Origin of the sequence: Pseudomonas corrugata (assembly GCF_001269905.1) — a bacterium.
Lineage (GTDB): Bacteria > Pseudomonadota > Gammaproteobacteria > Pseudomonadales > Pseudomonadaceae > Aquipseudomonas > Aquipseudomonas corrugata.
Genome location: NZ_LHVK01000005.1, coordinates 249353 through 264464 on the forward strand (window position 1 = coordinate 249353; position 15112 = coordinate 264464).

The window sequence follows — 15112 nt, forward strand, 5'->3', positions numbered from 1 at the left end:
TCTCCGAATTTTCCTGAAAAAGCAGATCGGGGGCGGAAAGAGACTGTTCGTGCCGTACTATTCACCTGAACGCAAAGCCGCATTGCTCAAGATGCTGCTTCCTCCGCTCAACCTGTCGATGGCCGAGGTTTCCCGGCGCGAAGGGGTCAGCGAAATGTCTTTGTCGAACTGGCGCAAGCAGGTCGGTTCTGAAGGAAACGCAGTGCCCGATAACACCTCATCGACCCAGAACTGGACAGCCGAAATCAAGTTTGCTGTCGTCCTTGAAGCCGCCGGCCTGTCCGAGATTGAACTGGGTGAGTACTGCCGCCGTAAAGGCCTGTATCCCGAGCAAATCAGCGCCTGGAGGCAAGCCTTCATCAGTGGCCAGAAGACGGAAAAAGCCCAGCAAAAAGACGATCGCGAACAAGCCCGTAAGGACAAGAAACGCATCCAGGAACTTGAGCGTGAACTGCGCCGCAAAGACAAGGCGCTGGCTGAAACCGCCGCGTTGTTGGTGCTGCGAAAAAAGCTCAACGATTACTGGGGGATCGACAACGAGGACAGCTAACGGCTTTGCCAGAGCGGCAGTTACTCGTAACCTGGTTGAATGAAGCGCAAATGGCCGGAGCCCGGAAAATCAGGGCCTGCCAGGAAGTCGGCCTCTCGCTCAGAACCTTGCAGCGCTGGACTGAAACCGAGGCTATTCAGGCTGACGCCCGAACGACCACACTACGACCCACGCCGCGTAATGCGTTGAGCGAGATCGAGCGACAGGCAATCCTGACGCTGTGCAACAGCCCGGCGTACGCCGACCTGCCGCCGAGTCAGATCGTGCCGAGACTGGCCGATCAACAGCGCTATCTGGCATCGGAAGCCACGTTTTATCGGGTGCTGCGGGCTGCGGGTCAACAACAGCATCGAGGTCGTAGCCAGCGCCCGCGACGGCATGCGGCACCGACGACCCACACGGCCAAGGGGGCGAATCAGGTGTGGTCGTGGGACATCACCTACCTGCCGTCGCCGGTGCGTGGCAAGTATTACTACTTGTACCTGATCGAGGACATTTACAGCCGCAAGGCCGTGGGCTGGGAGGTTTACGAAGAGGAAAGCGGTGAGAAGGCGGCTGCGTTGCTGCAGCGTAGCGTGATCGGCGAGCAATGTTTGCATGAACCGCTGGTACTGCACTCGGACAATGGTGCCCCGATGAAATCACTGACGCTGTTGAGCAAGATGCATGACCTGGGCATCACACCGTCACGTGGCCGACCGCGTGTGAGCAATGACAATCCATACTCGGAATCGCTGTTTAGAACGTTGAAATACTGCCCGCAATGGCCGGCAGATGGCTTTGCCAGCCTGGACGCCGCACGCATCTGGGTCAGGGATTTCATGCGTTGGTACAACCACGAACACCGGCATAGCCGGATCCGCTTCGTGACCCCGGCGGAGCGGCATCGAGGGCAGGATCAACAGATCCTGGCTCAGCGTCATGAACTGTACGAGCAAGCCCGAAAGAAAAGCCCGGAACGCTGGTCTGGACGAACACGGAACTGGGAGCCGATAGGCACGGTGCTGCTGAATCCGGATCGAGAGCTGCAGGCCGAGAAAAGAGCAGCATAGTTAGACGGTGACGCGACAACTACCTTGAAAAACGCCGGTAAGAGCGGAACCATAAGTCGCCGTTACCGAAGAAATGGATATACACACCATCCAACTCTCCCTCAAAACAACCGCCGGTCGGCAGAAAAAATCAGACCCAAGTCCGGTACGCAAATACCACTTCCCCGAGAGACACCCTCAGCAGCTACGGTCTCCTCCCGCCAAAACGACTCAAAGTAATACCACTTGAAATCCATTCATCAAAAGACCACCGTCATACCCACAGAACCATGAGCAACTCTCATTGACGTGGTATTCAAGTGGTATTAATTTCCACCCCTAACACCGAGCGACAACACCCCCAACAACCGCATCGGACACTCTATGAACGACATCCTGGCCCTGCGCCCCGACGACACCCAAGCCACGCCGCTGTACCTGCAACTGGCCCGCAACCTGGAAGCCGCGATTCACGCCGGCCAATGGAAAGCCGAACAAGCCATGCCGTCCGAACGCAGCTTGAGCGAACAACTGGGCATTTCCCGAGTCACCGCCCGCAAAGCACTGGAAGTGTTGTTCGAGCAAGGCCTGATCCGCCGCAACCAAGGCTCGGGCACGTTCATCACCCCGCGCCTGGAACAACCGCTGTCACGCCTCAGCGGCTTCAGCGAGATGTTGCGGCTCAAGGGTTTCGTGCCCGGCTCCCATTGGCTGGAACGGGAAATCACTCCGCCCACCCACGAAGAACTGATCCGCCTGGGCCTTTCACCCACCGACAAGGTCGCGCGGCTCAAACGCCTGCGCAAGGCCGACGACACAGTCATGGCCATCGAAATGAGCACCCTGCCCGCCGCCATCATTCCCAAGCCCCAGGCCATTGGTGCTTCGCTCTACGAGTTTCTCGACAGCATCGGCAAACCGGTGGTGCGCGCCCTGCAGCACATCCAGGCCATCAACGCTTCGGACGAATTCGCCGCCCTGGTGGGCATCGCCCCCGGCACCGCCATGTTGTTGATGACACGGGTCGGCTACCTGGAAGACAACACCCCCATCGAAGTCACCGACACCTACTGCCGCAACGATTACTACGACTTTGTCGCCGAGCTCCGGCGCTAGCAGCACTGCCTCCCCAGACATCAGAGACTGCCTATGTCCGAAGACAACATCCTCACCGCCCATGGCTGGGTTCGCGGCCGCCTGATCCACGCCCACGGCAAGCTCGTGTCCGTCGAAGGCCAGCCTTGCGATCCGGCTGACAATGACCTGCCTTACCTGCTGCCCGGTTTCATCGACCTGCATGTCCATGGCGGTGGCGGCAAGGACATCATGGAGGGCGCCCCGGCGTTCGACACCATCGCCCGCACCCATGTGCGCTTTGGCACCACGTCGCTGCTGGCGACCACCATGACCGCACCGGGCGAAGAGATCACCCGCGTACTCCAGGCCCTCGGCGAGTTCTGTGAGCAACGGCAGAATGGCAGTGCCCGGGTACTCGGCGTACATCTGGAAGGCCCCTACATCAACCCCGGCAAATTGGGCGCGCAACCGAATTTCGCCCACACCGCGTTGATGGCCGAGGTGGAAGCCTACCTGGCCCTGGCGCCGATCCGGGTGATCACCATCGCCCCTGAAATTGCCGGCCACGATGCGCTGATCCGCTCCCTCAGTGCCCGGGGCGTGCGCATGCAGATCGGCCACACCCTGGGCAGCTACGAAGAAGGCGTCGCCGCGCTGGCCGCCGGCGCCAGCAGTTTCACCCATCTGTACAACGCCATGAGCCCGCTGCATCACCGCGAACCGGGGATTGTCGGCGCGGCGCTGGCCCACGCCCGTTATGCCGAGCTGATCCCGGACCTTCTGCACGTGCATCCGGGCGCCATGCGCGTGGCCCTGCGCTCGATCCCGTGCCTGTATTGCGTCACCGACTCCACCGCGGCCGCCGGCATGCCCGACGGCGAATACAAGCTGGGCAGCCATACCGTGACCAAATGCCTGGGTGGCGTGCGGCTGGCCGATGGCACCCTGGCCGGCAGCACCCTGACCATGGACCAGGCCCTGCGTAACCTGGTGAAAATCGGCCTGTCCATCGCCGAAGCCTCGCAACGCCTGTCCCAATTTCCTGCCGACTACCTCGGCCTGCCTGAGCGTGGACGCCTGCAACCGGGCGCCTGGGCCGACTGCGTGCGCCTTGACCGTTCCCTGACCCTGACCGACGTGATGGTCGAAGGAGAAGCCATTGACCTCCAAAATGCTTGAAGAGGCCCTCGCCGCCAGCGAAGCCGTCGAACGCCAGTTGCAGCAACTGGACCCGGCCCTGCAGGAAATCGCCGGACGCCTGCGCCGTCAGCCGCCGCAAGTGGCGATGACCATTGCCCGCGGCAGTTCCGATCACGCCGCCAGCTACTTCGCCTACCTGACCATGCAGCAATTGGGCTTGCCGGTGGCGTCGCTGCCGATGTCGGTGGTGACCATGCAGCAGGCGCCGCTCAAGGTCAGCGGTCAGGTAGCGTTCGGTTTTTCCCAGTCGGGACAGAGCCCGGACCTGGTGAACAGCCTGCGGCTGTTGCGCAGGCGCGGCGCCCTGAGCGTGGCCCTGGTCAATGCGCTCGACTCGCCCCTGGAAGCGGCGTGTGAGTTCAGCGTGCCGCTGTGTGCCGGCGTCGAAAGCAGCGTCGCCGCCACCAAGAGTTTCATCGCCACCCTCAGCGCCAGCGCACGGCTGGTGGCCCAGTGGAAGGACGATGCCCAATTGCTGGAGGCCGGCAACGTCCTGCCCGAAGGTTTGCGCGAGGCCGCCCGTCAGGATTGGAGTGTTGCCGTCGAGGCTCTGCGCACCTGCCAGCGGTTGATGGTGATCGGCCGTGGCGCCGGGTTCGCCATCGCCCAGGAAGCGGCGCTCAAGTTCAAGGAAACCTCGGCGATCCAGGCCGAAGCCTTCAGCAGCGCCGAGGTTCGCCACGGGCCGATGGCGCTGATTGATGAGAACTACCCGCTGTTGGTCTTCGCACCTCGCGGTGCCGAACAGTCCGGCGTGTTGAGCCTGGCCGCCGACATGCGCCAGCGCGGCGCCCGGGTCTTGCTGGCGGCGCCCGATGACATCGCCGAACGCGACCTGACCCTGACTCGCGCCGAGCACCCGGCACTGGATCCGATCCTGGCGATCCAGAGCTTTTATGGAATGGCCGCTCACCTTGCCGTGGCCCGGGGGCTGAACCCTGACCAACCGCGGCACCTGAGCAAAGTCACCCGTACGCACTGACTAATGACAGCCTGATGAGAGCGCGCCATGCCCAACAATAATAAAGAGTTGACCCTCAGCGCCCCGCTCAGCGGCCCGGTGCTCACCCTCGCCAATGTCCCGGACGCCGTGTTCGCCAGCGGTGCCATGGGCGACGGGATCGCCATCGATCCGCTGAACGACACCCTCTACGCGCCCTGCGACGGCGAAGTGATCCATGTCGCCCGTACCAGCCACGCCGTGACCCTGCGGGCCGACAACGGCGCCGAACTGCTGCTGCACCTGGGGCTGGACACCGTCGAGCTGCGTGGCGACGGTTTTTCCATGCTGGTCAAGGAAGGCGCCCGGGTCAGCAACGGCCAGCCATTGCTGCGTTATGACGTGGACAAAGTGGCACGACACTGCAAGAGCCTGGTCAGCCTGTTGATCATCACCAATGGCGAGCACTTCCAGGCGCGCCCCGTCACCCTCAGGGGCGTGAAAGTCGGCGAGCCGCTGCTGCATATCGTCGCCATGGCTACAGGCGTTTCGACCGACGAACATCCGGACGTCGGCATCGAGGTCTTCGGCCAGATCCGCATCGCCCACCGCGGCGGCCTGCACGCACGCCCCGCGGCGCTGGTGCGCCAGACCGCCCAGGTTTTCAACAGTCGCTCGCAGTTGCACTTCGGCGGCAAGTCGGCCTCCTGCGACAGCCTGATGGGGATGATGGGCCTTGCCATCACCGAGCAGGCAGAAGTGCAGGTCAGTTGCCGAGGCAACGATGCCGAAGCAGCACTGCAAGCGTTGCTGACGACCCTGTCCACTGCATTGACCGAAGAAGCCCACGCCGCAGCGCCTGCACTCAAACCCCATGCTCGTCCTGCCGAAGACGGCGTGCTGTACGGCGTATGCGCCGCCCCCGGCCTTGTGACGGGACCGCTGGTTCGGCTGAATGGCATTCAGTTGCCCGAGGATGCGGGCGGCCACGACGTCGAAGATCAGCGGCAGCAACTGAGCCGTGCCTTGGCCGACGTCAGCCGTGATATCCACCGGACCCTGGACCACGCCAGGGCCCGGCGCAGCAGCGACGAAGAAGCGATTTTCAGCGCCCATCTGGCGCTGCTGGAAGATCCGGCCCTGCTGGATGCCGCTCATGTGTGCATCGACCAGGGCAGCGCCGCGGCCCACGCCTGGAGCCAGTCCATAGACGCGCAATGTCGGGTACTGGAGCAACTGGGCAGTACGCTGCTGGCCGAGCGCGCCAACGATCTGCGTGACCTGCGCCAGCGGGTACTGCGGGCACTGCTGGGAGAAGCGTGGCAATTCGACGTGCCTGCCGGCGCGATTGTCGCCGCACAGGAACTGACGCCATCGGACCTGCTGCAACTCCGCGCCCAAGGCGTGGCCGGCCTGTGCATGGTCGAGGGTGGCGCCACTTCCCACGTGGCTATCCTGGCCCGAGGTAAAGGGATGCCGTGCCTGGTAGCGTTGGGCGCTGCACTGTTGGAACAGGAACAGGGCCAGTCGGTGGTGCTGGACGCCGACGAAGGCCGGCTCGAACTGCGCCCCACCGCCGAGCGCATGACCCAGGTGCAACAGACACACGCTCGGCGAGCCGCTCGCCGCGCTCAACAACAAGCCCTGGCCCACACACCGGCCCGCACCGTTGATGGCGTAAGTGTCGAAGTGGCGGCCAACGTCGCCTCCAGCGCCGATGCGGCCGAGGCTCTGGCTAACGGCGCTGATGGTGTGGGGCTGTTGCGTACCGAATTCCTGTTCGTCGACCGTCACACAGCCCCGGACGAAGCAGAACAGCGTCAAAGCTACCAAGCCGTGCTCGATGCCATGGGCGATAAGCCGGTGATCATCCGCACCATCGATGTCGGCGGCGACAAACAACTGGACTACCTGCCGCTGCCGACCGAAGCCAACCCGGTGCTGGGCCTGCGGGGTATTCGCCTGGCCCAGGTGCGACCGGAACTGCTGGACCAGCAACTGCGAGCCTTGCTGCAAACCCGTCCGCTGCACCGTTGCCGGATCCTGTTGCCGATGGTTACCGAAGTCGACGAACTGCTGAACATCCGCCAGCGCCTTGATGCATTGGCCAGTGAACTGGGCCTGAGCGAACGGCCGCAACTGGGGGTGATGATCGAAGTGCCGGCGGCCGCCTTGCTGGCCGAACAACTGGCCGAGCACGCGGACTTCCTGTCCATCGGCACCAACGACCTCTCGCAGTACACCCTTGCCATGGACCGCGACCACGCCGGCCTCGCCGCCCGGGTCGATGCCCTGCACCCGGCACTGCTGCGGCTGATCGCCCAGGCCTGCGCCGGCGCGGCCCGGCATGGGCGCTGGATCGGCGTGTGCGGCGCCCTGGCCTCCGATCCTCTGGCGACGCCGGTGCTGGTGGGGCTGGGTGTGCGCGAACTGTCGGTCAGCCCGGCGCAGATCGGCGAGATCAAGGCGCGGGTACGCGACCTTGATGCCGTCAAGTGCGCCTGCCTCAGCGCCGAATTGCTGGGCCTGGGCAGTGCCGCTGCCGTGCGCCAGGCCTGTCATCAACACTGGCCCCTGGGCTGAGTACGTCGAAGAACAATAAGGGAGATCCGCCATGTACCAGCATTTCATCGAAGGATTGCAACGTCTCGGCCGGGCGCTGATGCTGCCCATCGCCATCCTGCCCATCGCCGGCCTGTTGCTGCGCCTGGGCGACACCGATCTTCTGAACATCGCCATCATCCATGATGCCGGGCAAGCCATTTTCACCAACCTGGCGATGATCTTCGCCATCGGCATCGCCGTGGGCTTCGCCCGGGACAATAACGGCACGGCGGGGCTGGCCGGGGCCATCGGTTACCTGGTGATGATCGCCACGCTGAAGGTGCTCGACGCCAGCATCAACATGGGCATGCTCGCCGGGATCATCAGTGGCCTGCTCGCGGGGGCACTGTACAACCGATTCAAGGACATCAAGCTGCCGGAGTATCTGGCGTTCTTCGGCGGCCGGCGCTTCGTGCCGATTGTCACCGGCTTCAGCGCGGTGGGCCTGGGACTGGTGTTCGGCCTGGTCTGGCCACCGATCCAGCAAGGCATCAACAGCTTCGGCGCGCTGTTGATGGAAAGCGGCAGCCTGGGAGCGTTCGTGTTCGGGGTGTTCAACCGGTTGCTGATCGTCACCGGCCTGCACCACATCCTCAATAACATGGCCTGGTTCATCTTCGGCAGCTTCACCGACCCGCACACCGGTGCGGTGGTGACCGGCGACCTGACCCGCTATTTTGCCGGCGACCCCAACGGCGGCCAGTTCATGACAGGCATGTTCCCCGTGATGCTCTTCGGCCTGCCCGCCGCCTGCCTGGCGATGTACCGCAACGCCCTGCCCCAGCGGCGCAAAGTCATGGGCGGGATCCTGCTGTCCATGGCGCTGACATCGTTTCTCACCGGGGTCACCGAACCGGTGGAATTCGCCTTCATGTTCCTCGCGCCACTGCTGTTCCTGTTGCATGCCTTGCTCACCGGGCTGTCGATGGCGATCACCGACTGGCTGAACATCCGCCTGGGCTTTACCTTCTCCGGCGGCTTCATCGACATGGTCCTGGGCTGGGGCAGATCGAACAATGGTTGGCTGGTGGTGCCGGTGGGCCTGGCCTATGCGGTGATCTACTACACCGTGTTCGACTTCTGCATCCGCCGCTTCGACCTGAAGACTCCGGGCCGTGAAGACGTCCCGAGCGCAGACAAACCGGTCATTGCCCAGAATGAACGGGCCGGGGCTTACATCGCGGCACTCGGCGGCGCCGACAACCTGATTACCGTCGGCGCCTGTACCACGCGCCTGCGACTGGACATGGTCGACCGCAGCAAGGCCTCCGATGCGCAACTCAAGGCCTTGGGCGCCATGGCCGTGGTGCGTCCCGGCAACGGCGGCAGCTTACAGGTGGTGGTTGGGCCGATGGCCGACAGCATTGCCGATGAAATCCGCCTGGGCTTGCCGATGACACGCTCAGTCGACAGGCCGTTGAGTGAACCGGTACAGGCCGAGCCGGCCACGATCAGCGCGGAGCAGGCCGGGCAATGGCTGGACGCACTGGGCGGCCAAGACAATGTACTGGCATTGGAATGCGTCGCCCATACGCGGCTACGGGTGCAGCTCGAAGATGCCCGGCGGCTATCCGAGGCTGATCTGAGGGTTCTGGGTTGCCAGGGTGTCAGCCAGATGGAGAGCGGCATCTGGCATGTACTGGTGGGCAATCGGGCTAATGCAATGAGCGAAGCACTAAGGGTGATGCTGAACAACCGCAAAACCTGTGTGCAGTCCCTCTAGCAATCTTCACTGGAGCAGTTTGTTACACGATTGGATCCAAAAATACGACTGACAGACTTTCCGTCACCTATTCTTTGAGTTCACACGGCGGACCGAGGCGCGCCCCAGCGGCGCCCTCTCGCCGCAATCGATAAGCAAACCTGTCACGTCGAAGAATAGGTAGTCATGACGTATGTGATTCGACTGGCTCCTCGTTCCAGCTGAGGCATCCAATCATGACTCGAAAAGACACGTTTATACGGGCGACGACTGTCGCGGTCGTACTGGCAGCTACTTGGCAGCCTGGCCCTCATGGGTGGGCAGCGACCCAAGGCAGTCAAGATCCGGAAACAGAGCCCTGGTACGAAGCCTGGCTTCAGGTCACGGCGAATCCGGAGGTGGATATCCGCAAGACCACGCCATCGTTGCGCTGGCGTAGCGACATGGACACGCTCTACCGGGGAGATACAACGGGCCAGGGACTCAGTGCTTTCCAGGACGGGCTGCTGCCCAAAGCCGCGGGCATCCCCGAGAACGAATGGATATACAACTGGTACAACCATGCGGGCGGCTCCGCCGGGACGGTGTTCAGCAGCACAACCCGCAGTCAGTTCATCGCCCAGCACTACGCCAGCGAGTGGGTGTACGAGTTCAAGGCTCCCCATGGAATCGATCAGGAGCAATCAGGAGGCCCGTTCCCTCGCGAGGAGGAAATCAGCTATCCGGGTGGGGTCAAGGGGTACTTCATCAGCAAGGCCTGCAAGGCAACCAACCTGGCCAACTGCGTGACAAACCCGGACTACCGTGAACCCACCGGCCACGAGACGATGCAGCAGGTTGCGGCAATTGCCATCGACTGGGCTCGTCTGGAGCCTCCAGAGGGGCTGGCCTGGGTAACGACCAAGAAGTCCCTCTGGGCCGTCGGCTCTACGATAATCAACCCCGTGCAAGGTGCGGATGCACTGAGCCAGGGCCTGCAGGCCTGGAACGCTCTTGCGCCGAATCTGAGACTGGCCACCCAGCCGGAGTCTCCCTTGGCTCAATCGGTCGTCGTAGCGTTTAGCGACTATGGCGAAGCCAAGCTCTGGGCCACCGAGCAAGCCTCGAACGGCGGCTGGGTATATGAAGTCAGGCCCAACACCGTGGCGGTGGATCTATCAGGCCGAACCACCGGCGCACGTGAGGGCGCCTACGCATTCATCGGTGGCATCAAGGGCGGATTGTTGATGAATGCTCGGCGGTTCGAGAAAGGTGTGAGCGAACCGGTCGAGTGCATCGGTATCGAGAAAGAGGTTTGTCGCCTGGAGCGTCGGCATCAGTAGAGGCGATGGACTGGGTCGATGCCGGGGTCTGGAGCTGCGTTGTCTGACCGGGCCCTTCGCGAGCAAGCTAGCTCCCGCAGGGTATGCTGGGAACAGCACGAATCCCTTGTGGGAGCGAGCCTGCTCGCGAAGAGGCCGTCGCTGACTGCAACAAACCGTCCACCCAATAAAAAACCCGCTGAATCAATCAGCGGGTTTCTCATTTCCACGGGCAGAGGATCAGAAACCCTCCAACCGCCACACCTCATACGCCGGTGTCTCGTAGGGATGGCTCTGTTTCAAGGCCTCCACCACTACGCGAATCAACTCATCGGCCACCACAAGCTCCACCTTCCATTCTTCGACCTGCTCGACCTGCCCCGCTTCGCCCATGAACGGCTGGCTGCCGTCCAAGGGGCGAAACTGGCCCAGGCCCAGCACTTGCCAGGCGCAGTGGTCATAGTCGCCGATCCGTCCGCCACCGGCAGCGAATACGGCGCTTTTGACCTCTTCCACATGGCTGGCCGGGACAAAGAAGCAGAGCTTGTACACGCCTTTAGTTCACCCAGACGCGAGCGTTGCGGAACATGCGCATCCAGGGCGCGTCTTCGTTCCAGTCATCCGAACGCCACGAGTTCTGCACCGCGCGGAATACGCGCTCAGGGTGCGGCATCATGATCGTCACACGACCGTCGCGGCTGGTCAGGCCGGTGATTCCGCGCGGCGAGCCGTTCGGGTTGGCCGGATAGGTTTCGGTGACCTTGCCGTGGTTGTCGACGAACCGCAGCGACACGCAACCGGACAGGTCGGCTTCGAGCAACGCTTCTTCGCTTTCGAATTCCGCATGCCCTTCACCGTGGGCGATGGCGATCGGCATGCGCGAACCAGCCATGCCCTGCAGGAAGATCGAGTTCGACTCCTGCACCTGGACCATCGCCACGCGAGCTTCGAACTGCTCGGAACGGTTGCGCACGAAGTGCGGCCAGAACTCGCTGCCCGGGATCAGCTCGTGCAGGTTGGACATCATCTGGCAACCGTTGCACACGCCGAGGGTGAAGCTGTCGGTGCGTTCGAAGAAGCCCTGGAACGCGTCGCGAGCGCGGCTGTTGAACAGCGCCGACTTGGCCCAGCCTTCACCGGCACCCAGCACGTCGCCGTAGGAGAAGCCGCCACAGGCCACCATGCCCTTGAAGTCGTTCAGGTCGACACGACCGGCCAGGATGTCACTCATGTGCACGTCGATCGCGTTGAAGCCGGCGCGGTCGAACGCCGCCGCCATTTCCACCTGGCCGTTGACGCCCTGCTCACGCAGTACCGCCACTTGCGGACGAATGCCTTTCTTGATGTAAGGCGCGGCCACATCCAGATTGACGTCGTAGCTGAGCTTGGCGCTCAGGCCCGGGTTGTCTTCTTCCAGCAGTACGTCGAATTCCTGATCGGCGCAATCGGCGTTATCCCGCAGGCGCTGGATCTGGTAGCTGGTTTCAGCCCACTGACGCTGCAACAGGCGACGCTGGCCTTCGAAGACGGTATCGCCATTGAAGGTGATGTTGACGTGGGCGTTGTTGATCGGCTGGCCGATCACCGAGACGCAATCGGCCAGGCCTGCCGCGCTGAACTGGGCGAGGATGTCCGGGGTAGCGTCCTGGCGAACCTGGATCACCGCACCCAGTTCTTCGTTGAACAGGATGGCCGGAATTTCGGCAGCGGATTCCGCCACGCTGTCGAGGGTCAGGCTCAGGCCGCAATGACCGGCGAAGGCCATTTCCATTACGGTGGTCAGCAGGCCGCCATCGGAACGGTCGTGGTAGGCCAGCAGGTGGCCGTCGGCATTGAGGCCCTGGATGACGGCGAAGAACGCCTTCAGGTCTTCGGCATCGTCAACGTCCGGCGCTTGCTTGCCGAGCTTGCCATGCACCTGGGCCAGGATCGAGGCGCCCATGCGGTTCTGACCACGACCCAGGTCGATCAGGATCAGATCGGTGGTGCCCTTGTCCATGCGCAGTTGCGGGGTCAGGGTCTGGCGGATGTCAGTGACCGGGGCGAAACCGGTCACAATCAGCGACAGCGGCGAGGTCACACTCTTGTCCACGCCGTCTTCGTTCCAGCGCGTGGCCATGGACATGGAGTCCTTGCCCACCGGAATGGTGATGCCCAGTTCCGGGCACAGCTCCATGCCGACAGCCTTGACGGTGTCGTACAGCCGAGCGTCTTCACCCGGGTGCCCGGCGGCGGACATCCAGTTGGCCGACAGTTTGATGTCGGAAATCTTGCTGATGCGCGAGGCCGCGAGGTTGGTCAGCGCCTCACCGATCGCCATGCGGCCCGACGCCGGAGCGTCCAGCAGGGCCAACGGCGTGCGCTCGCCCATGGCCATGGCTTCACCGGTGTAGACGTCGAAACTGGTGGCGGTCACAGCGACGTCAGCCACCGGCACCTGCCATGGGCCGACCATCTGGTCACGGGCCACGAGGCCGGTGATGGTGCGGTCACCGATGGTGATCAGGAAGCTCTTGCTCGCCACGGCCGGGTGGTGCAGGACGCGCTCGATGGAATCGGCGATGTCGAGGGTGGACGGATCGAAATCGTCGCCCAGCTCAGTTTCGCGAACGGCCGAACGGTGCATGCGCGGGGCCTTGCCCAGCAGCACTTCCAGTGGCATGTCCACCGGGCTGTTGCCGAAGTGACTGTCGGTGACGGTCAGTTGCGGCTCGGCAGTGGCTTCGCCGACCACGGCGAACGGGCAGCGCTCACGCTCGCAGATGGCCTGGAAGCGCTCGAAGTCGGCCGGGCCGACTGCCAGGACGTAACGTTCCTGGGACTCGTTGCTCCAGATTTCATGCGGGGCCATGCCCGGCTCGTCGTTCGGAATGTTGCGCAGCTCGAAGCGGCCACCACGGCCACCGTCGTTGACCAGCTCCGGGAAGGCGTTGGACAGGCCGCCCGCGCCCACGTCGTGGATGAAGCTGATCGGGTTCTTGTCACCCAACTGCCAGCAACGGTCGATGACTTCCTGGCAACGGCGTTCCATTTCCGGGTTTTCCCGCTGCACCGAGGCGAAATCCAGGTCCGCCGAGCTGGTGCCGGTGGCCATGGAGGAAGCAGCGCCGCCGCCCAGGCCGATCAGCATCGCCGGGCCGCCGAGGACGATCAGCTTGGAACCGACCACGATCTCGCCTTTTTGCACGTGTTCGGCGCGAATGTTGCCCATGCCGCCAGCGAGCATGATCGGCTTGTGGTAGCCGCGCACTTCTTCGCCACGGGGGGTGGTGATGGATTGTTCGAAGGTACGGAAGTAGCCGGTCAGGGCCGGACGGCCGAATTCGTTGTTGAACGCAGCGCCACCCAGCGGGCCTTCGATCATGATGTCGAGGGCGTTGACGATGCGCTCAGGCTTGCCGTACGGCTTTTCCCACGGTTGTTCGAAGCCCGGGATCTGCAGGTTCGACACGGTGAAACCGGTCAGGCCGGCCTTGGGCTTGGCGCCGCGACCGGTTGCACCTTCGTCGCGGATCTCGCCACCGGAACCGGTGGACGCGCCAGGGAACGGCGCAATCGCGGTCGGATGGTTGTGGGTCTCGACCTTCATCAGGATGTGCACCGGCTCCTGGACCGCACCGTACTGGCGGGTCTCGGGATTCGGGAAGAAGCGGCCGGCAACGCTGCCGACGATCACCGAAGCGTTGTCCTTGTAAGCAGACAGAACGCCTTCGCTGTGCATCTGGTAGGTGTTCTTGATCATGCCGAACAGGCTTTTTTCCTGGCTCTGGCCGTCAATGTCCCAACTGGCGTTGAAGATCTTGTGACGGCAGTGCTCGGAGTTGGCCTGGGCAAACATCATCAGTTCGATGTCATGGGGGTTGCGCTTCAATCCCTGGAAGGCGTTGACCAGGTAATCGATCTCGTCTTCGGCCAGGGCCAGGCCCAGTTCGGCGTTGGCTTTTTCCAGCGCGGCACGGCCGCCGCCCAGCACGTCGATGGCAGTCAGTGGCTTGGGCTCGGCGTGGCTGAACAGGCCGGCGGCCTGCTCCAGGTTGCCCAGCACGACCTGGGTCATGCGGTCATGCAGGCTGTCGGCGATCAGTTGGGCCTCGGCCTCGCTGAACTCACCGGCGACATAAAAGGCAATGCCGCGCTCCAGGCGCTGGATTTTCCCCAGACCGCAATTACGGGCAATGTCGCTGGCCTTGCTCGACCACGGCGAAATGGTGCCGAAGCGCGGCAGCACCAGGAACAGGCGACCGGCCGGCTCCTGGACGGGAACGCTGGGACCGTATTTCAGAAGGCGCGCGAGCACCTGCTGTTCGTCGCCGGTCAAACCGCCGGTGACTTCGGCGAAGTGAGCGAATTCAGCATACAAGCCACTGACAGCCGAAACCTTCTGGCTCAGTTGCTCAAGGAGTTTGCTGTGGCGAAAGGCAGAAAGGGCAGGAGCGCCGCGCAGGATCAACATCTTCGGGACAGCCTCGGGAAGGGGGTGTGCTTTGAGGCCGTGCATTCTAGCCTAAACCGTCGGCAACGGCACCCGAAACGGCATCCGCGATACGGGCCGAATGTCGGTCTTTGCGTCGAAACCCTTGTTGAACGTCTGTTCCGGTGTTCGTTTCGAGATTTTTTTAATCGACCCAAAACCCGCCGCACGCCAGCCGGCTTGTGTTGCAGACATGTTTTGCAACCGCTAGCAGACTGGCCTTTCGCTGTCGAGAT

9 protein-coding genes are annotated in these 15112 nt (G+C 63.0%); 7 read left to right on the forward strand and 2 right to left on the reverse strand.

From position 1 onward, the window contains the following. Window positions 1-49 precede the first annotated feature (49 nt). The 7 genes from AD665_RS26755 to AD665_RS07930 all read left to right on the forward strand — a co-directional run bounded on the left by AD665_RS26755 (window position 50) and on the right by AD665_RS07930 (window position 10426). Window positions 50-1602 (forward strand): IS3 family transposase gene (locus AD665_RS26755; RefSeq protein ID WP_155514776.1). Its coding sequence is split into 2 segments (ribosomal slippage): window positions 50-512 and window positions 512-1602, totalling 1554 coding nucleotides; the frame shifts between segments, so codons are not numbered across the junction. A gap of 363 nt (window positions 1603-1965) precedes the next feature. Beyond that, complete coding sequence (locus tag AD665_RS07905) at window positions 1966-2697, forward strand: GntR family transcriptional regulator (protein WP_053191634.1); 732 nt, start codon at window positions 1966-1968, stop codon at window positions 2695-2697. 33 nt (window positions 2698-2730) lie between these two features. After that, the gene (gene nagA / locus AD665_RS07910) at window positions 2731-3837 is read left to right on the forward strand and encodes an N-acetylglucosamine-6-phosphate deacetylase (protein ID WP_024777659.1); all 1107 of its coding nucleotides are present in this window, start codon (window positions 2731-2733) and stop codon (window positions 3835-3837) included. Beyond that, entirely contained in the window at window positions 3818-4840 is a 1023-nt protein-coding gene (locus AD665_RS07915; protein ID WP_122319434.1) for an SIS domain-containing protein, read from the forward strand. Before nagA ends, AD665_RS07915 begins: the two co-directional genes overlap by 20 nt. Before the next feature lie 27 nt (window positions 4841-4867). Further along, complete coding sequence (ptsP, locus tag AD665_RS07920; RefSeq protein ID WP_053191638.1) at window positions 4868-7381, forward strand: phosphoenolpyruvate--protein phosphotransferase; 2514 nt, start codon at window positions 4868-4870, stop codon at window positions 7379-7381. Window positions 7382-7412: 31 nt separating this feature from the next. Beyond that, window positions 7413-9125 (forward strand): N-acetylglucosamine-specific PTS transporter subunit IIBC, encoded by a 1713-nt coding sequence (gene nagE / locus AD665_RS07925; RefSeq protein WP_053191640.1) that lies wholly within the window; start codon window positions 7413-7415, stop codon window positions 9123-9125. Window positions 9126-9340: 215 nt separating this feature from the next. Next, the gene (locus AD665_RS07930; protein ID WP_147460409.1) at window positions 9341-10426 is read left to right on the forward strand and encodes a scabin-related ADP-ribosyltransferase; all 1086 of its coding nucleotides are present in this window, start codon (window positions 9341-9343) and stop codon (window positions 10424-10426) included. Window positions 10427-10645: 219 nt separating this feature from the next. Here AD665_RS07930 and AD665_RS07935 read toward each other — a convergent pair whose 3' ends face one another. After that, the gene (locus AD665_RS07935) at window positions 10646-10957 is read right to left on the reverse strand and encodes a YqfO family protein (RefSeq protein WP_024777654.1); all 312 of its coding nucleotides are present in this window, start codon (window positions 10955-10957) and stop codon (window positions 10646-10648) included. A 4-nt stretch (window positions 10958-10961) separates the two neighbouring features. Next, a complete protein-coding gene (gene purL, locus AD665_RS07940; RefSeq protein ID WP_053191644.1) occupies window positions 10962-14858 on the reverse strand; it encodes a phosphoribosylformylglycinamidine synthase in 3897 nt (1298 codons plus the stop codon). Between the last annotated feature and the right edge of the window lie 254 nt (window positions 14859-15112).